Origin of the sequence: Zhihengliuella sp. ISTPL4, from assembly GCF_002848265.1 — a bacterium.
Taxonomy (GTDB): Bacteria; Actinomycetota; Actinomycetes; order Actinomycetales; family Microbacteriaceae; genus Microbacterium.
This window is the reverse complement of sequence record NZ_CP025422.1, coordinates 873,877-891,970: the sequence shown is the minus strand read 5'-3', so window position 1 is coordinate 891,970 and position 18,094 is coordinate 873,877. Positions and strand designations below refer to the sequence as shown.

General features: G+C 68.3%; 18 protein-coding genes and 1 tRNA gene. 11 read left to right on the top strand and 8 right to left on the bottom strand.

What is annotated here, in order from left to right:
* Positions 1-17 precede the first annotated feature (17 nt).
* Entirely contained in the window at positions 18-503 is a 486-nt protein-coding gene (locus CYL12_RS04325; protein WP_101845843.1) for a Dps family protein, read from the bottom strand.
* A 129-nt stretch (positions 504-632) separates the two neighbouring features.
* On the opposite strand from CYL12_RS04325, the gene CYL12_RS04320 reads away from it, so the two are divergent.
* The 4 genes from CYL12_RS04320 (at position 633) to CYL12_RS04305 (ending at position 2,905) form a co-directional block, all read left to right on the top strand.
* A complete protein-coding gene (locus CYL12_RS04320; protein ID WP_101845840.1) occupies positions 633-1,169 on the top strand; it encodes a gamma carbonic anhydrase family protein in 537 nt (178 codons plus the stop codon).
* A 28-nt stretch (positions 1,170-1,197) separates the two neighbouring features.
* Positions 1,198-1,274 (top strand) — tRNA-Ile (locus CYL12_RS04315).
* A 10-nt stretch (positions 1,275-1,284) separates the two neighbouring features.
* On the top strand, positions 1,285-2,526 hold the full coding sequence (locus tag CYL12_RS04310; protein ID WP_101845838.1) for an MFS transporter: 1,242 nt from the start codon (positions 1,285-1,287) through the stop codon (positions 2,524-2,526).
* 10 nt (positions 2,527-2,536) lie between these two features.
* On the top strand, positions 2,537-2,905 hold the full coding sequence (locus CYL12_RS04305; protein ID WP_101845836.1) for a hypothetical protein: 369 nt from the start codon (positions 2,537-2,539) through the stop codon (positions 2,903-2,905).
* A gap of 423 nt (positions 2,906-3,328) precedes the next feature.
* Here the strand turns inward: CYL12_RS04305 and CYL12_RS04300 are convergent, their stop codons facing one another.
* Positions 3,329-4,261: a CPBP family intramembrane glutamic endopeptidase gene (locus CYL12_RS04300; protein ID WP_101848669.1), complete on the bottom strand. Its 933-nt coding sequence runs from the start codon at positions 4,259-4,261 to the stop codon at positions 3,329-3,331.
* Between the two features lie 119 nt (positions 4,262-4,380).
* Here CYL12_RS04300 and CYL12_RS04295 point away from each other — a divergent pair, with 119 nt between their 5' ends.
* Entirely contained in the window at positions 4,381-4,881 is a 501-nt protein-coding gene (locus CYL12_RS04295) for a hypothetical protein (RefSeq protein WP_101845834.1), read from the top strand.
* A complete protein-coding gene (locus CYL12_RS04290; RefSeq protein ID WP_101845832.1) occupies positions 4,878-5,210 on the top strand; it encodes a winged helix-turn-helix domain-containing protein in 333 nt (110 codons plus the stop codon). Before CYL12_RS04295 ends, CYL12_RS04290 begins: the two co-directional genes overlap by 4 nt.
* Before the next feature lie 49 nt (positions 5,211-5,259).
* On the opposite strand, the gene CYL12_RS04285 is transcribed toward CYL12_RS04290, so the two are convergent.
* Positions 5,260-7,392, bottom strand: a complete 2,133-nt coding sequence (locus CYL12_RS04285) for a DUF5979 domain-containing protein (RefSeq protein ID WP_101845830.1) — start codon at positions 7,390-7,392, stop codon at positions 5,260-5,262.
* 227 nt (positions 7,393-7,619) lie between these two features.
* Positions 7,620-9,926 (bottom strand): prealbumin-like fold domain-containing protein, encoded by a 2,307-nt coding sequence (locus CYL12_RS04280; protein ID WP_101845828.1) that lies wholly within the window; start codon positions 9,924-9,926, stop codon positions 7,620-7,622.
* A gap of 593 nt (positions 9,927-10,519) precedes the next feature.
* Here CYL12_RS04280 and CYL12_RS04275 point away from each other — a divergent pair.
* Positions 10,520-10,780, top strand: coding sequence for a DUF6458 family protein (locus tag CYL12_RS04275; RefSeq protein WP_101845826.1), 261 nt, complete (start codon positions 10,520-10,522; stop codon positions 10,778-10,780).
* A 52-nt stretch (positions 10,781-10,832) separates the two neighbouring features.
* Here the strand turns inward: CYL12_RS04275 and CYL12_RS04270 are convergent, their stop codons facing one another.
* Positions 10,833-11,150 carry a DUF7882 family protein gene (locus CYL12_RS04270; RefSeq protein WP_101845824.1) on the bottom strand — a complete coding sequence of 106 codons (318 nt, stop codon included), beginning with the start codon at positions 11,148-11,150 and terminating at the stop codon, positions 10,833-10,835.
* 193 nt (positions 11,151-11,343) lie between these two features.
* A complete protein-coding gene (locus CYL12_RS04265) occupies positions 11,344-12,258 on the bottom strand; it encodes an AraC family transcriptional regulator (protein ID WP_101845822.1) in 915 nt (304 codons plus the stop codon).
* 128 nt (positions 12,259-12,386) lie between these two features.
* On the opposite strand from CYL12_RS04265, the gene CYL12_RS04260 reads away from it, so the two are divergent.
* Positions 12,387-13,286 carry an alpha/beta fold hydrolase gene (locus tag CYL12_RS04260; RefSeq protein WP_101845820.1) on the top strand — a complete coding sequence of 300 codons (900 nt, stop codon included), beginning with the start codon at positions 12,387-12,389 and terminating at the stop codon, positions 13,284-13,286.
* Here the strand turns inward: CYL12_RS04260 and CYL12_RS04255 are convergent.
* Positions 13,258-13,731: an Lrp/AsnC family transcriptional regulator gene (locus tag CYL12_RS04255; RefSeq protein WP_101845818.1), complete on the bottom strand. Its 474-nt coding sequence runs from the start codon at positions 13,729-13,731 to the stop codon at positions 13,258-13,260. The two genes, CYL12_RS04260 and CYL12_RS04255, sit on opposite strands and share 29 nt — an antisense overlap.
* 170 nt (positions 13,732-13,901) lie before the next feature.
* Here CYL12_RS04255 and pdhA point away from each other — a divergent pair, with 170 nt between their 5' ends.
* The 3 genes from pdhA to CYL12_RS04240 are packed head-to-tail and all read left to right on the top strand — an operon-like array spanning position 13,902 to position 17,406.
* A complete protein-coding gene (gene pdhA / locus CYL12_RS04250; RefSeq protein WP_101848668.1) occupies positions 13,902-15,017 on the top strand; it encodes a pyruvate dehydrogenase (acetyl-transferring) E1 component subunit alpha in 1,116 nt (371 codons plus the stop codon).
* Positions 15,018-15,019: 2 nt separating this feature from the next.
* Positions 15,020-16,030, top strand: a complete 1,011-nt coding sequence (locus tag CYL12_RS04245; protein ID WP_101845816.1) for an alpha-ketoacid dehydrogenase subunit beta — start codon at positions 15,020-15,022, stop codon at positions 16,028-16,030.
* On the top strand, positions 16,027-17,406 hold the full coding sequence (locus CYL12_RS04240; RefSeq protein ID WP_101845814.1) for a dihydrolipoamide acetyltransferase family protein: 1,380 nt from the start codon (positions 16,027-16,029) through the stop codon (positions 17,404-17,406). The genes CYL12_RS04245 and CYL12_RS04240 overlap by 4 nt, the downstream gene beginning before the upstream one ends.
* Here the strand turns inward: CYL12_RS04240 and CYL12_RS04235 are convergent.
* Positions 17,399-18,001, bottom strand: a complete 603-nt coding sequence (locus tag CYL12_RS04235) for a TetR/AcrR family transcriptional regulator (RefSeq protein ID WP_101845812.1) — start codon at positions 17,999-18,001, stop codon at positions 17,399-17,401. The two genes, CYL12_RS04240 and CYL12_RS04235, sit on opposite strands and share 8 nt — an antisense overlap.
* Positions 18,002-18,094 lie beyond the last annotated feature (93 nt).

The following is an 18,094-nucleotide window of genomic DNA, read 5'->3' as shown; positions in this document are numbered from 1 at the left end:
CCTTCTTCTGTGCGGGTTCAGGCCGCGATGTGCGACACGAGGAACCAGCGGTCCTTCTCGAGGCCGCGCTGGATCTCGATCGCCACGTCCTGGCTCGTGAGGTCGACCTCGTCCAGGCCTTCGACGGCTGCCTTGACGTCCACGAGGATCGCGTCGATGTCGGCGATCACCGCGCGGATCAGCTCATCCGACTGGGCGAAGCCGGCGGGAACTCCCGTCGCACCGGCCTTCTGGGCGACGGCGTTCACGCGCGCATCGATCGGCAGGCCCAGAGCGACGATGCGCTCGGCGGCGGTGTCGGCGAAGTCGCCGGCGTGGGCGACGATCGTGTCGAGCAGCTCGTGCACACCGACGAAGTTCGCGCCGCGGACGTGCCAGTGCGCCTGCTTGCCGTTGACGGTCAGGGCCTGGAGACCGAGGACGACGGGGGAGAGGAACTGCGCCGCACCGGCGGCGACGGTCGGATCGATGGCGGTGGTGGAAACGGTCTGGGCCTTGCTCATCTTGTGCTCCTCCGAATGAAGTTCTCTGACTGACGAGTACAACGCTACTCAGCCTCAGACATTCCGCAAGGAAGCTGAGGCTGCACTCACTTCCGCGTGATTCCGCGGAAGTGAGGGTAGTCTCGCCTCATGAGCATCGCTGCCGGAGCTTCCGTCCTCGCCCTCCCGGATCGCACCCCCGAGCTCGACGACACGGCCTTCGTCGCGGACGGCGCTCGCATCGTCGGAGCGGTGTCCCTCCGGGCCGGCGCCAGTGTCTGGTACAACGCCGTGCTCCGCGGTGACTCGGCGCCGATCGTCATCGGCCCGGGCAGCAACGTCCAGGACAACGTCTCGATCCACGTCGAGGCGGGGCATCCTGTCGTTGTCGGATCGCAGGTCTCCATCGGACACAACGCCGTGGTGCACGGCTGCACTATCGGCGACGGCTCCCTCATCGGGATGGGGGCCGTGGTCCTCAGCGGTGCCGTGATCGGAGAGGGATGCCTGATCGCCGGCGGAGCCGTGGTGCTTGGCGGGACCGAGGTGCCGCCCGGGTCCCTGGTCGCGGGTGTGCCGGCAAAGGTGCGCAGGGCGTTGTCGGACGACGAGCGCGCCTCTCTGGTCGCGAACGCGGCGATCTACCTGGAGCACGCGGCGACGCACGCCCGCGCAACCGAAGCGTGAGCCCCTGCCCGCTAGGCTGGGGCGGTACGGGGCGGTGGCCAAGCTGGTTAAGGCAGTGGGCTCATAACCCAACGATCGCGGGTTCAAGTCCCGCCCGCCCTACCACCTGGATCCAATGAACGCGGCCGTCCGGCTCTCCCTTCCTCTCGCGCACCTGATCGCCATGGTCAGCTCATCGGCAACGATGCTGGCTGTCGTGGTGACCGTCGCGCAGGGCGAAGCGGCGAGCTGGGCGGTCGCTGCCGTGCTCCTCTCGGCAGCGATCCCTGCCATCGTCCTCGCCCCGCTCGCGGCCCCGCTGCTGGACAGGTTCGGACCGCGGACAGTCGTCGTCGTGTCCGCGGCCGTGCAAGTCGTCATCCTCCTGCTCACCGCGGCCGCGCCGACCACGGCAGTCCTCATCGCCATGGTCGCTGCTCGCGCGTGCGTGTCCGCATTGGACTCCGCCGCGCTCCTGCTGCTCGCCGACCGTGCCCCGCGTTCGCAGGCCCCCGACTCCACCGCGCGAGCATTCGCTCGCCTGGACACCGCCCGGCTCATCGGCGGGCTCATCGGCCCGCTGCTCGGGGGGATCGCGGTGCAGTTTCTCGACCTGTCCTGGCTGTTCCTCGCTCAAGCCGCAACGGTCGCCATCCTCGGAGTCGTGGCTCGCTGGTATCCCCAGCAGGCGTGGGAACCGGTGGCGGCACCGTCCTCCTGGTGGCAACGCGTCACCGAAGCTCCCACCCTGCTGTTCCGACACCAGGCTGCGCGCGCCGCGCTCAGCGGACTCGTCCTGGCGATCGTGTTCACCTCGATCTTCTCGACCGCGCAGACGCTCTATTCCCTCGACGTCCTCGCCCTCAACCCCATTGGGGTCGCGATCCTCACCCAGTGCTTCGTCGTCGGACGGTTGTTCGGATCACGCCTCGGCGCGCGAGTCACGGAGATCTGCGCCGCGACATGGCTGCTCGGTGCAACGGCGGCGATGGGCATCGGTCTCCTCCTGCCCGGCGTGATCCACAGCAGCGTCGTCGCCGGGGTGGGCTTCGCGATCGCCGGTCTCGCGAACGCGATCCAAGTCGCCGCGATCCGCCTCATCGTCGTGTCGGCGGTTCCCGACAGCACCCACGGTCGTGCACTGGCAGCGATGGGCAGCGTCAACCAGACCGCCGGCGTCGCGGGCACGGCCCTCGCCGCGCCCCTCCTCGTCGCCGTCGGCCCTGGCGGCGCTCTGGCCGTCGCCGGAATCGGCACGCTTTTCGCCGCCGGGCTGACCCTCCTGATGAACAGCCGACGCCGGGGCGCGCTCGGCCGATCGGACACTGATCCTGCGTCCGCCACCACGCACAAACTCCTCGACGACGGAGGCCGATAGGGCCGGGTCCATGACCCTGAATTTCGCTCGCCATTCAGACGAGGAGATGCAGGCGGCCGCTGCGGCGACCGACGCTCATGTTGCTTCACACTCTCGACTCGCCCAGGCGATCGAGGGCTGCTGGTGGGTGTTCCATGAGCTCACGGACGTCCCACCGGTCACAGAGGACACCTTGTTCTCTGGAAATCTGGCGGCGATCCGCGAGGCAGAGAATGAGGTGAAGACCTCATTCACTCTGGCGAGGCTTGGGCTGTACAGGCAGGCGATGGCCTCGTTGCGCAGCGGTCTCGAGCTCGGGCTACTTGCGGGCCGCGGATCGGGCTCACGTCGATATTCAGGACTGGTGGCGCGGGATTCAGCGCACACCATCGAACCCTGACGTCAAGAAGCGCCTGAGCCACGTCGCAGGTGTTAGGCGATACTCGGGACGCGATCCAGAGTTCTTCGCCAGCGTCGGCGCTCTAGGCGACAACCTCGGCGGATACGTGCACAGCAGAGGATGGAATCACGCTTCAAGTGGGACCTTACCCATCAGCCGTACCCCTGTGTTCTCCGCTGAGCCTCATCCTGTGATCCCCGCACTGCTTGCAGCGCTTCTCTTCCGACTTCTCATCGAGCTGGTGCTGAGGGCGCGAACGTCGAATGATCAAGCGCAACGGGTGAAGTCACGGCATCGACGGCACGGCCCTCGCCGCGACCCTCCTCGTTGCCGTCGGACCTGCCGGCGCCCTGGCCGTCGCGCGAATCGGCGCAATCCTGGCCGCCGGGGTGGCGCTCGTCATCGAACGTTGCGAGAGTGCGGCTAGGGCCTCGCCTGACGTTGTACTCCGAGCCGGTCGGCGAATCGGACGATGAGGATGGTGTAGCCGACGGTGCCGATGATGGAGATCAGGAGTCCGGGGAGCCCGAGGGTGCCGTCGCCGAGGTCGATGCCGATGGTGCTGAGCAGCATCACGAGGACGTTGTTGACGATGTGGAGGGCGATGGCAGCCTCCAGGCCGCCGGTGCGCCAGGTGAGCCACGCGGCAGCGATGGCGAAGAGGGTCACGTCGAGCATGCCCCACAGATCGTATTGGTGCCCGAACGTGAAGAGCGGGACGGGCAGGAGGATGGCAAAGACGGGGCGGGAGAGCCAAGCGCCCACGAGCTGCATGAGAGCACCGCGGAAGACATACTCTTCTGCGGCTGCTTGGAACGGGATGAGCAGGATCACCAGGACGCTCAACAGCCAGACTTTCGGGTGAGTGAGATCGATGTGCGTCGGCGCACCGACGACCTGCCGGAGTCCCAGCTCGGCCAGTAGCACGAAGGGAATGATGCTCGCGGCGATAATGAGGCTCACCCCGAGCCATCTCATGCGCAGCCGGCCGGTCACGGACGACAGGTAACCGACGCCGCGACCCTGGACGAGCCGCGAGGCGAAGAAGAGGGCGGGAAGCATCAGGATGATCGGCACGGCCGCATTGACGAGAGCCAAAGGGTTCGCCGGGTCGGTGATCCGCGTCGGGATGAGCTCCTCGAGGATGCTCGTAGACGAGCCGAACGCGGAACTGATCATCATCTCGACGGCGATGAAGGCGCCGATGAGCAGCGCGGTGACCGTGATTCCGAGGATCCCCGCGACGAGGGGGCTCCACCATCGATAGCCGGGGCGCAGGCGCGCCAGTCGGTGAAACTCCACTTGTCGATCGGGTGTACCGGTGGAGCGTTTGTCGCCATCGCTGCTGTTCGTCATGATTCCCCCCAAGCGGCGATCCCACATTCCCGCATCATCCTGTGAAGAGTAACACGTTAGCGTTCACAGGCGCCTTTTCCAAGTTGGAAACTTACGCGACCGAGTGCTAACTTTCCGGCATGGAAAGTGAATCGCTGGGGAACAGGGACATCGACAGCCGTCCGGGTCGGGATATGGATCCGAAGGAGCAACTTCGGCTGGGAAGCCAAGCAGCTGCTCGGGCGCTGCAGCATGTGGTGTCGCCATGGTGGGCGTACGGGCTGACGGCTGTGTACTGGGGGGTGACGTTTGCCGTTGTCTTCGCGACGAAGGCGTTCTGGGCGATTCCGCTTGCCGTGGTGGCTGGCGCGTCGCTCGTGATGTGGCTGACGACGCGGGCGACGGGGGTAAGGGTCTCGGACCGGATGCAGCTAAGCGCCATTCGTGGTTCCACAGCGGGGTGGCTACTGGCCGCGATGGGGGTCTTCTTTCTGCTGCTGATGTTGGGGACGTTCGGGACAGACTTTTACGGCTTGGCGTGGGCGCAGTGGGTAGCGGGCGCTCTGGTGGGGCCTGTATGGGCGTTCGCGGAGTGGCGCATCGACGTCGGGGTCCGCAAGACGCTGTTGGAGGGAGCATGATCGAGACGGACGAGGTGATCCACTCCCCGAATCGCCTCCAGATCTGCGCCTATCTCAACTGGGCAGAGCAAGCGGAGTTCGCCGTACTGCGGGATCTGCTGGGCGTCGCAGATTCGGTCGCGAGCAAGCACCTCACGGTGCTGAAAGACGCGGGATACGTCAGCGTGACGAAAGCCCGAGGCGTCGGACGACCGCGCACGTGGGTGCGGATCACCGATGAAGGCCGCGCCGCCTACACCCGCCACGTCGCCGCGCTGCACCAGATCATCGGGACACCCCTGCCCGGCAACCCCAGCGCGTCACCCACCCCGTCGACAGAAGCGGGGTGAGGGAAGGCGTTGCGCCTCCCTCACCCCGCTGATCTGCGATCCGGTCTGGCTAGTCTTCGATCGTCTCGTTGACCGATGCCAGTTCGCGGCGCTGGGCGGAACGACGCAGCAGGAGCGCACCCGCAGCCAGTGCCAACACTGCGGACGCGGTCACGGCGATCATGCCACCGGCGTCGCCACCCGTGATCGCGAGACCCCTCGGCGGCACCGGGGGCTGCTCGGCTGCCGGCGGGTCGCTCGGAGAGGGCGGTGTGATCGTGGTCGGGTTGGTGAGCTCGACGGCGACGACGGTGTCCGCGCCGATCGTCAGCTGCGCGCCGCCCTCCGCCGCCGTGACGCCCTCGCCCGCGAACACCGGGGTGCCCCAGGCGACACCGGAGACAGCGCCGGCGGCGCGCTCGGTGAGGGTGACGACGGTGCCCTCAGGGATGTCCTCGACGGTCTGCACGGTCCCGTCCGCGGCCAGGGTCAGCGTCCCCGTCACGGGACCGTCCTCGCCGGTGTAGGAGTAGTCGACGAGGAAGGTCGCCGTGTCCGGCACCAGCGCGGCACCAGGGCCGGTGATCTGCTTGGAGACCGAGAAGCCACCCAGCGGGGTCGGCGCGAGCGTGGTCGGGTTGGACAATCCGACAGCGACCGTGGTGGCCTCACCGATCGTGAGCTGTGCACCATCGTCCGTGGCGGTCACTCCGGTGCCGGAGAACACCGGTGCCCCCCACACGACGCCCTCGACAGCGGCCGCAGGACGCTCGGTGAGGGTGACCACGGTGCCCTCGGGGATGTCCTCGACGGTCTGCACCGTTCCGTCCGCGGTCAGGGTCAGCGTCCCGGCTACGGGGCCGTCTTCACCGGTGTAGGAGTAGTCGACCAGGAAGGCCGCCGTGTCCGGCACCAGCTCAGCGCCGTCGCCGGTGACCTGCTTCGCGACCGAGAAGCCGCCCAGCGGGACCGGGGCGAGGGTCGTGGGGTTGGCGAGGGTCGCGGCGATGTTCGCGGCGTCCCCAATCGTCAGCTGGGCGCCGGTGTCGGTGACGGTGACCCCGGTGCCGGAGAACACCGGCGCGCCCCACACGACTCCCTCGACCGGGACCGCCGGGCGCTCGGTGAGGGTGACGACCGTACCGACCGGGATGTTCTGCAGCAGCTGCGACGTGCCATCAGCGGCAAGGGTCAGCGTGCCCGTCACCGGGCCTGCCGGGACCGTGTAGGAGTAGTCGACGAGGAACGTCGCCGTGTCAGGGATGAGCGAGGCGCCGTCGCCGGTGATCTGCTTGGCGACCGTGAATCCGCCCAGGCCGTCGCCGTCGCCGCCTCCGCCGGCGACGCTCACGGTCACCGATGCGGTCGTGGTGGTGAAGCTCGTGCCCGTGATGGTGTTGTTGAACACATCACCGGTCACGGCGTCGGCGGGAAGCTGGGTCTGGTACAGGAGCCTGTAGAGTCGGTCGGCCTGAGCAGGGGCGGCGAGCGCGACCGTGAAGGAGGGTGCCGATGCGTCAGGTGTCAGGGTGTAGTCGACAGCGGGAGTCAGCGTGGTGAAATCCGCGGGATCAAAGAAACCGTCGTTCCAGTCGGCGACGGCGACGGAACCCACCGACAGCGTGTTCGGAAGAAGCGTCAGACCCTCCGTGTAGGTGTCCGTGATGGTCGGGTTCTGCCCGCTGAGCAGGTTGCCGGGCACCCACACGTACCATTCGATGCCACCGGTGGTGGTCTGGACCCCGGATTTGATCGCGTCCGTGGGCACCGGGTTCGGCACCTGGGGAAGGATGCCTCCGCCGGGGATGTTGACGATGATCGGGTCGCCCCCGCCCGTGGTGAAGGTCAGAGTGTCCTCCTCTGTCGTCTCCTCCACCTTCGTCTGGAAGAACAGGTTCCCCTGGACGTTGTCGTGTGTGAGGACGTAGTCGCTGAGCGTGCAGGTGATCCCCGTCCGGACGACCGTGCAGGTGCCGATCGTCGCCCCGTCCGGGTCCAACATCTGGAACGCCGAGGCGACTCCCACGAGCGACGGCGTCGTGGGGAAAGTCAGAGAGAACGTGTCGCCGGGCTGGGCCGTGTCCGGCACCGCCCACGTAGCTTCCAGGCGGATGGTGTCGTAGAGGTGGACCTCCGTCGCCGGCTCAACGATCTCCACCGACGTGATCGCATCCAATTCGGCCGCCTGCGCGGTCGTCGGCACACCGAGACCGACGATCGCTAGCAGCGCGGCCGCAGTGCCAGCGAGAAGCCCCCGTCGTCGGGGCGCTGGGGTACGCCATTTTTCTTACGCACTTGGTTCCCTCCGATACAGACCCTGCGCAGCCATCACCGCGGTCAAGGATTCTCTCTGCAATGAGTCTCCACCAGAGAGCCGTCATAGGGCTATAGGGAATTCCGAGCCGGGCTGATCCTGCGTCGAGGCGTACGTCAGCGGCTGGCCGACTCGCGTCGCCGGTGGAGGCACAGCGCCACCCCGAGAACGATCGCGGCCGCTCCTAGGGCGACGATGATCGCTAGGAAGCCACGGTCGATCCCGGTGCGCGCTAGATCCTCCGCTCCCGAATCGCCGGCCGGGCGGATCGACGACGACGGCGTCGGGGTGGGGGACGGAGCGGGATCGGCGGTATACCGGTTGTCGATGGTCACCACCGTGTCGACCCCTGGGCGGACGGGGAACGGGGTGTCGAATGGCTCGAGCGTGACGGGGGCGCCCCCGTCGACGGTGACCGACGCGGTGGTGGCGACCGTGGTATCGGCCGCGGCGCCGGTCTCCGTTTCGATGACCCGACACTCCTGCGCTTGCAGCACGGTCGCGGTCCCCGCATCCGCGGTTCCGGCCCCGACCGGGAGAGCGAAGGCGTAGGACGTGTCGGGGGTGCATCGCACCTCCAGCTGTGCGTCTCCGTCACGCAACGCGACGTCGTCGCTGCCGTTCTTCACGACCAGCAGGTGCCCCGCGGGCTGGAACTCGTTGGTGAAGTCGCAGGTCGCATCCGGGTTCTCCGGTGTCAGGATGACGTCGACGCTGGCTCCCTCCGTGTCGACGGTGGCCGTATTCGGACCGCAGTCGACGGAGGCGAGACTCCAGGATCCTTCGGCACTCGGCGCAGGGAGGAGTTCGACGATGCCGTAATGCGCGGAGGGCTCGACGGTCAACGCGTCAGCGGCCGGACCCTCCCACTCCGCTTCCACGAACTCACCGTCCGTCGTCGTCGTGGCCGTCGCCTGGTAGGCAGCCGAGGTCCCGGGGGCGATCTGGGCGCCCTCTCTCGGCGTGACGATAAACCCTGCGCTGCCCGCAACCGGGGTGGTCGCCTTACGGATGGTGATCGACCCGCCTGGGGTGTACCGGTTCGTGACGACGCAGTCGAAGGTCTCGCCTTCGCCGATCTCGACTGTGCCGGTCCGCCGCAGCCCGTCGGCGGTGAGGGGCACCTCCGTACCGTTGCACTGCGCGCCCTGCGCGTCCCACGACCCCGCTCCGGTCGGCGCGGGGAGCGTCTCCGTGACGGTGTACCTGCCCGGCGTCGATCCGAGGGATTCGGCTACGACGACCTGGTCGCCGTCACCGGCGGTGGTGACGGTCGTCTGTCGATCGGCCCCTGGGGCCGGAACGTCGATCGCGAACGGGAAGGTGCCTCCGGCGCCGAGGGTGAGTTTGGACAGGGTTCCCGGACCGGTGCGGGCCCGCTCGTTGGTGAACGTACACGTGACCGTGTCACCGGCGAGAAGGCGGATCTGCGCGGTCACCCCCGTGATCGTCACCGGTGTGCCTTCGGCGCTGGAGCACACGGGAGGTGCTGTGGCCTGCCATCCATCCGTAGGCGTCTCGGTGACCTCCCACGCCGGCTCGCCCGTTCCGACCGCGCCGCGGATGAACGTCTGTGACGCCGGTGAGGTGGCGGTCGTGGACAGGGTGAAGTCGTTGACGCCGTCCCGGTTCGTGTCCGCATACGACAGGTTGCCGTCGAACCGGAACGTGCCCTGCCCGAGCGAGCCGGGAGCGAGTTGCTTCCGGACGACGATCGTCCCGGACTCGGGTGGGGGAGAGACGGTGTAGTAGTAGCAGAAGACGTGGGTCTGGTTCTTCGGAAAGGACACGAACTCCACGTTGTCCCCGTTGACGGCGTCCTGCGCACACCGCAGCGCCGCGTACCCGTGCGTCTCCTGTTGACCGTTCAGAGGCTCCGACGGAGTGCCGCCCTGCACCCACAGCGTCTGTCCGGACCGGACGATCTGCGCCTGGGCGGGGTCGAGCTCGACGGTCACGGCCCCCTCGATGATGCGGCCGGTGCCCACACCTTGCGCGTCGAGTTCGGGGACGCTCGGTTTGGTGACGATGCTGGTGGCGAACGGTTGGGTGACGGTGGAGAGGTTCAGGGTGGCGGCGGTCTTTCCCTGGTGGGAGCGGCCCATGGTGAGGCGCCAATCCTGCAACGGGGAACAGTTCGGGGACCCTGCGTTCTCGTCCGCGACCGTGATGATGCCGTTTGCGGGATAGGTCGTGTCGGCGCCGAGGTCACGAAGCGACTCCATGAGGTTGTTCCGGGCCTTGTTCGCCATGACGTCGGTGTACTCGTCGCAGACACGGGCGACATAGGTGACGAGAAGAGGGACGTCCTTCGCCGGGGGAAGCACGACGGCGGTAGCGCCGACCGGGGTGAGGAGCGTGCCTGTCGCGAGTACCAGCCCGAGGCTTGCCGCGAGGATTCTCTTGCGCGCGTCGGACTTCATCCTGTTCCCCCTTGCATGGTTCACCGCCCGTAGGGCAGGTGAAGCTCGCACGAGCGTAGACCGCAGGCGGGTGCCGGGACGACGCCGTCGGGCGTGGTATTCCGGTCTCCCAGGATTGAGCGCATGCTGCGCAGGTGAGAGCCCACGACCCCCGGACTGCCGGACGCACCCGGTGGCGGGGCTGGCCGGCCTGACGCGATGCCGGTGAAGCATCGCTGACTCGCGTACGAAGGTGCCGGGAGCGGGGAGAGACAACGATGCTCCCGGCACCATGTAGACGGCGAATGCGCCTACAGACGGACGGACGCGTCGGAAGGGGAAGCGATCCGTCACAGAAGAGATGACATGGCAACCGTTTCATGACGCCGTTCTTCGCAGGATCACGGCATATTGCGTGGAGTCGCACCGGAGCGCATCGAGTACGGGGTGTTCGGACCCGACCTCTGGGCGCGGCGCCCTGGCGTCGGGGCCGGTCGTAGCCCGCGTCGCAGAGCCGGGGGCGCCGACTCCGCCGGTGTCAAGCCCCTCGTCTGCGCTGCGTCCCCGCGGCAGAGTTCCCGAGAGCGGCACCGCGCCGCGGAACGGGAGAGATCATGAGCATCGGCAGCGGAATCGCGCTCTTCGTCATCGGAGCGATCCTCGTCTTCGCGGTCAACGTCGACGTGGCCTGGGTCGACCTCGACATGGTCGGCTACATCCTCATGGGTGCCGGCGTCATCATCTTCCTGATCGGCATCGTGCTGTTGGCCCGGCGTCGTCGCACCGAGACGGTGTCCCGCACGTACGTCGATCCGGCGACGGGCGAGCCCACGACCCGGCGGTCGGTCAGCTCGAGTTCCGACGAGGGACTCTGAACGGCAGGCACAGCAAAGGGAAGGGCCGCGGGTGATCCCGCGGCCCTTTTCGTCAGACGATGTCTGCACCCTCCAGATGTTCCTCGACGAGGGTGATCCCTCCGCTCGAGTTCGCTGAGTGCGCAAGCTCCTCGATCCATCGGCGGCTGAGTTCCGGCGTCTCCGCCTCCTCGAACACGAAGCGGAGGGGAATCGACGGGTGCAGCCAGAGTGTCGAGCGACCGGGAGCGTCGCCCTCCGGGTGCCGCCAGGAGAGCGTGAAGCTCTCATTGCGGCGCAGCTTCGTCGCGATGACGACTTTCAGGTGTGCGAGCGCCCGATCCTCGATCTGGATCGGCGTCTGGGTGTCACCGTAGTAGAGGCTGCCCATCGTCAGCCGACCTTCGGGGCGGGGGCGGTGGCGGCGGGGGTGATCATGGCGCTCCTTCAGACGTACGGGAGGGAGCCGGCAGGCGGCTCGCTTCTCTTCTTGGACTCTATCCACCTTGCGCACGATTCGGTGCGCATCGGCGCAACTCGCCGACACCGGCGAACAGAGTGTGCGCGCCGTGTCAGGAAGAGGCTCATCGACTGCTGAGGATGGGGTTGATCCCGTACGTCTCGCGGTACATGGTCGCGAACCGGGAGACGTTGCTGAACCCCCACCGCCGCGCCACCGCCGTCAGCGACGCTCCCTTTCCATGCCGGAGGTCGCGGTGCGCCCCTTCCAGGCGGGCTCGGCGCAGCGCCTCCGTCGGCGTGATGTCCAAGGCGCGCCGGAATGCGTACTGCAGACCGCGGGTCGACATGAAGGCCGCCGCGGCGACGTCGTCGACGGTGATGGGCAGGTGGGCGTTCTCCTCGATGTAGGAGAGGGCGCGACGTACGGAGGTTGGCGCGGCCATACGCTGGACCGGCCGATCCAGCGATTCGCTGAACGTCGTGGGGAACACCGACATCGTCAGCATGAGCGCATGCCGCCCGAGCTCGGCGGCGATGAGGGGATCCGTGCCCTCCGCTCCGAACGAGCCGTCGATGTAGGAGAACATCCGCTCCCACCGCGCGCCGTCCTCCCGCGTATGCGGCGTGAGCCCGGTGGCCCGGAGTTCGAGGCGGTCGTCGCCCGTGATCTGTCGTACAGCATCACGCGCAGCGACGCGGTCGAAGATGAGAGCACGGACGCGAGCGACCTGATCCCACTTCGCTTCGACACGCGCGCCATCGGTGAGCCAGGGCTGACCGGCATCCAGACTCTGTCGCCCCGACCAGATCCGCGCGTCGGCGGCGTCGACGCGACACACGAGCAGCTGATCCTCCGGTTCTGCGCGAGAGTGCACCTGCGCCGCGAGTTCATAGCGGACCAGCGACATCGAGCCCGCTTCCACCGACCGCCAGTCGAAGCGGAAGCGACGCGGATCCGCGTCCTGCAGAGTCGCCGAAGGGACGAACTGCTGCCAGGTGGATTCCACCTGCTCGATGTCCGTCGACGTGAACTGCACTGACACTCCTCGTAGCCCCGGGCACAGCGGGGCTTCTTGGACAGTAGCCCACCGCGCCGACAATCCGATGGGAACGGGTCGTGCCCCGTGCGCGCTGCTGTTCGGGAGGCGACTCGTAGACTCGGAGGATGAGCGTGCCTTCCCCCTACGCGGATCGTCTGAGCAGGCTGCCCGTGCAGCGTCACGAGGTCCAGATCTTGGGCGGATCCACGGCGTACTGGGCCTACGGCCCGGACGACGCGGAGACCACCGTCATCGCGGTCCATGGCTTCCGCGGCGAGCACCACGGCCTCGAGTCCGTCCTCGCGTTCCTGCGGGAGCTGCGAGTCCTGGTCCCCGACCTTCCCGGATTCGGGGAGTCCGCGCCGCTGCCCGGCCGACGGCACGATCTTTCGGCGTACGCGGACTGGCTGACCGTCTTCGCAGCGGCCACAGCCCCTGGCGCGGTCGTCCTCGGGCATTCGTTCGGCTCCATCGTCACCGCCGCCGCCGTGGCCGGCGGGCTGCAGACGCCGCGGCTCATCCTCGTGAATCCCATCGGCGCCCCGGCGCTGGAGGGGCCGAAGGGTCTGATGACCCGCCTCGCGGTGCTCTACTACGCGCTGGGTGCGAAACTCCCGTCGCGGATCGGGACCGCCCTCCTGCGGAACCGTGTGATCGTCCGCGTGATGAGCATCACGATGGCGAAGACGCGCGATCCCGAGCTCCGGCGGTTCATCCACGACCAGCACGACACCTACTTCTCCCGGTTCTCCGACCGCGAGGTCCTGCACGACGCCTTCGTCGCGAGCGTCTCGCACGACGTCAGGGAGTTCGCCCCGTCGATCGACGTACCGACGCTGCTCATCGCCGCACAGCGCGATGACATCACCCCGATCGAGGCGGAACGCAAACTCGTGAAGCTCTTCCCCGACGCGTCACTCGTCGAGATCGCGCAGGTGGGTCACCTCATCCACTATGAGACGCCCGCCGAGGCAGCCGGAGCCATCCGTCGGTTCCTCAGGATTCCCGTCGCGCGAGGCCGATGAGTCCCGCGACCCGGAAGGGAATGACCTCGCCCATCGCGAGCGAGGTCTCCGTCCGCTCCACGCCCTCGATCGAGAGGATGCGCGCGTCCGTGTCGAAGAGGTGACGCGCGTCGCGGCATGCCACCCGTGCCAGCAGGTCGATGGAGCCGCTCAGACCGTGCGCCTGGACGACCTCCGGGATGCGGGCGAGCTCGTTGATGATGCGCGGCAGTTCGGTCTGACGGACACCGATGCTGACGAACGCCTGCAGCGGGAAGCCGAGGACATCGGGGGAGAAGGCGCGCTCGTAGGAGAGGAAGACGCCGCTCTGCTCCAGACGGGCCATCCGGGCCTGAATGGTGTTGCGGGACAAGCTCATCCGCTCGGCGAGAGCGACGATGGTCACGCGAGGGTCCTCGGCCAGGGCAGCGAGAAGCTCGAGGTCTATCCGATCCAGTCCAGGCATAGTGCCAAACCATAGCAGCGGCTTGCCGGAGAAAAATGAGCAACATGCTCAGGGCGCTCGGAATTGCTTGAGCGAGGTGATGAGCGGACGTACTCTCGGACCATGCCGGTGATGACGCCGGCACCATTGCGCGTACCCCACAAGGGTCGCCAGGGACGAGGAGGACGATGATGTCGCCGCAGACCACCCCTATCGCAGACACCGCCCAGGATCTCGAGCTCTCGGAGCGCATCCTCGCTCCGGACGGGACGCGGGTTCCCCACGCCCGCCTCGACGCCTTCGTCGCCGACGTCGACGCCGTCCAGCTCCGGGCGCTCCATCGCGACATGGTCATCCTCCGTCGCATCGACGCAGAAGGCGTGGCCCTGCAGCGGCAGGGGCAGCTGGGCTTGTGGGCGCCCTGCCAGGGGCAGGAGGCTACCCAGATCGGAACCGCCCGCGCGCTCGACCCCCAGGACTACGTCTTCCCCAGCTACCGGGAGACGGGCGTGATCTATGCGCGTGGCGCGCAGCCGGGAGACTACGTCCGCATGTGGCGCGGCGAGGAAGGGGCGGCCTACGATCCCGCCGCACTGCGCGTCGCCCCGCTGCAGATCATCATCGGCGCGCAAACCCTTCACGCCGTGGGATACGCACTCGGCATCCGTCATGAGAGCGCCCCGGAGGTCGCCGTGACGTACTTCGGCGACGGAGCCACCAGTCAGGGTGACGTGAACGAGGCGATGATCTTCGCCGCGTCCTACCAGGCTCCGGTCGTCTTCGTCTGTCAGAACAACCACTGGGCCATCTCGGAGCCCGTGGCCGTGCAGTCGCAGTACCCGATCGCGGGACGCGCGCCGGGTTTCGGCATCCCCAGCCTCCGCGTCGACGGCAATGACGTCCTCGCCTGCCTGGCGGCGATGCGATGGGCGTTGGCGCACGCCCGCGCCGGCAAGGGGCCGGCCTACATCGAGGCCGTGACCTACCGGATGGGCCCGCACACCACGGCGGACGACCCCACCCGCTACCGTGACGACGCCGAGCTGGAGTCCTGGCGTCGCCGGGACCCGATCGCGCGCCTGGAAGCGTACCTCCGGGCTTCCGGCGAGCTTCCTGACGAGCACCTCGCCGAGACGCAGGCGGCCGCCGACGCCGTCGCCAAGGAGATGCGTGCCGCGTGCCTCGGCATGGTCACCCGTCCGCCCCTCGCGGTGTTCGACGGCGTCTACGCCGAACCTCACACCGGGCTGGAGCGGCAGCGGGACGAGTACGCCGCGTATCTCGCGTCGTTCGAAGGCGAGGCCTGATCATGACGGAGCTCACTCTCGGCAAGGCGCTCGGCGCCGGTCTCCGCCAGGCGATGCGCGACGATGAGAAGGTCGTGCTGCTGGGCGAGGACATCGGCAAGCTCGGGGGCGTCTTCCGGATCACGGACGGACTTCTCGACGAGTTCGGAGCGGCGCGGGTCATCGACACACCGCTCGCGGAGTCCGGGATCGTCGGCACGGCCGTCGGTCTCGCGTTCCGCGGCTACCGCCCGGTCGTGGAGATCCAGTTCGACGGGTTCGTGTACCCCGCCTTCGACCAGATCGTGTCCCAGGTCGCGAAGCTGCACTACCGCACCCAGGGTCGGGTGAAGATGCCGATCACCATCCGCATCCCGTGGGCCGGGGGCATCGGCGCCGCGGAACACCACTCCGAGTCTCCTGAGGCGTACTTCGCTCACACGGCCGGGCTGCGCGTCATCGCGGTGTCGAACCCGGAGGACGCGTATCGCAGCCTGCGCCAGGCCATCGCGTCGGACGACCCGGTCGTGTTCTTCGAGCCGAAGCGGCTGTACCACCACAAGGGTGAGGTCGACCTCGAGGCCTCGCTCGCGGACGCGCCGCCGATGGGCCTCGCCCGGGTGGTGCGCCAGGGAACCGACGTCACCGTCCTGACCTATGGGGCCATGGTCAGCACCGCGCTGCAGGCAGCCGAGGCAGCGGAGGACGAGGGCATCGCGCTGGAGGTCGTCGACCTGCGATCGCTCTCGCCCGTGGACTACGACTCGGTGGCCGCCTCGGTGCGGAAGACCGGACGCGTGGTCGTCGTACACGAAGCCTCTCGGGAGGCCGGACTCGCGCCGGAGGTCATCGCGAGCGTCACCGAGCGCTGCTTCGAGTACCTGGAATCCGCCCCGGTGCGGGTCACCGGACACGACGTGCCGTACCCGCCGGCCAAGCTGGAGAAGTACCACCTGCCTGACCTGGACCGGATCCTCGATGCGGTCGATCGTGTGCTGGATCGTCCGCACAGCCTGACGGGAGCCGACGCATGATCGCCGAGTTCCACCTCCCCGATCTCGGCGAAGGGCTCACCGAGGCCGAGGTCGTCCAATGGCTGGTCGCGCCGGGGGACAGCGTCGCACTGAATCAGACGCTCGCCGAGGTCGAGACCGCGAAGGCCGTCGTCGAGCTGCCGTCTCCCTATGAGGGGACGGTCTCGACGCTCCACGCGGAAGCCGGCGAGACCGTGGCCGTGGGAGCTCCGCTGATCGCCTTCGACGTCGAGGGGGAGGAGCCCCCCGTCGCACCGTCGGGTGCCGAGCGGGACGCCGGAGCGGAGAAGGCGCAGCCGAACCTTGTGGGGTACGGAGCAGCGCCGACATCGAGTCGACGGCCCGCTCGTCGTGCGCGGCGTCACGGAGGTCCGCAATCGGGACAGGTCGCGGACACCGCGGTGCTGGAAGCAGCCCCTCACGACGCCCTGCCGTCAGCCGCCGTCGAGCCCGTCTGGGAGCGACCGCGGTCGACCCCGCCGGTGCGCGCGTACGCCAAGCGCTTGGGCGTCGATCTGGTGCTCGTCGCCGCCGAGGTGGGCGACCGTGTGATCACTCGTGCCGATGTGGAGGCCTACGCCGAGCGCATCGGGGCTGGAGGGGCGCGCACCGCCCCGGCACCCGCGCCGGAGACCGCGGCCCCATCCCGTTCGCTTCCTACTCCCGACGGCCGTGCGCGGGAGACCCGCATCCCCATCCGCGGTGTCCGCAAGCACACGGCGGCGGCGATGGTCCAGAGTGCTTTCACGGCTCCGCACGTGACGGTTTTCCATACCGTCGACGTGACCGCGACCATGGAGATGCTGGCTCGCCTTCGCGAGGACAGGGCCCTGGCGGAACACCGGATCGGTCCGCTCGCGGTCGTCGCGAAGGCGGTCTGCCTCGCTCTGCGGCGGGCACCGGGTCTGAACGCGCGCTGGGACGAGGAGTCCGGCGAGATCGTCCAGTACGGCTACGTCGATCTGGGCATCGCCGCCGCCACGGACCGTGGTCTCATCGTGCCCATGATCCGCGACGCGGAGCGGCTGAATCTCGTGGAGCTGTCGTCGGCCGTGCGGGAGCTCGCGGAGACGGCCCGAGCCGGCAAGACGTCACCGGCTGAGCTCGCCGGAGGGACGTTCTCGCTGTCGAACATCGGCGTCTTCGGTGTCGAGGCCGGCACGCCGATCCTGCCCCCGGGGCAGTCCGGCATCCTCGCGATCGGAGCCGTGCGGCGACAGCCGTGGGAGTACCGCGGAGAGATCGCTCTGCGCCAGGTCATGACCCTGAGCCTGTCGTTCGACCACCGCCTCGTCGACGGCGCGGAGGGTGCGACGTTCCTCAAGGACGTGGCGGACATCCTCGAAGAGCCCGGCCGGGCGATGCTGCTCAGCTAGCGGCCCTCAGGGCGGCATCGGCCATCGCGACCAGGACGGTCGCGGTGGCCGTATGCCGTCGTGTGGCCGCTCGGGTGCTGTGCGGTGTCGAGTTGATGAGACCGAAGCACGCCTGCACGCGCAGCCGCAGCTCGTCACGGTCGAGCGGCTCCGGACGGTCCAGCGCGGCCAGGGCATCCATCCAGAGCTCGATGTATGCGCGCTGCAGCCGCCGGACCTCGGCCCGGTCGGCTTCGTCGAGGAAGGCGAGGTCGCGGTCCTGCACCTGGATCACCTCCGCGTTGCCGAGCGCGAACTCCACGTGGAACCGGATGAGTCCGCGCATGCGCTCGTCCGGTCTCGTCGGCTCCTCGGAGACGCGTCGCCCGCCCACCACGAGATCCTGGCTGACCTTGACGAGTACCGCGCCGAGCAGGGCCTGCTTGCCGGCGAAGTGGCGGTACACCGCGGGACCGGACACGCCGACGGCGGCGCCGATGTCCTCCAGGCTCACACCGCTGTACCCGCGTGCGGCGAAGAGCCGCGCTGCGGCGTGCAGGAGAGCGTCGGAGCGTTCCGCTTTGGCGCGGTCGCGAGCTGTGGCGGGGCTTGTCATCTCAGTTAATCCTCGCTAACCTGAACCGACGGGTTAGTGAACACTAACCGAGAATGCATGCAGCGCGCCAGGTCGATGACCGGCGCGACGTGG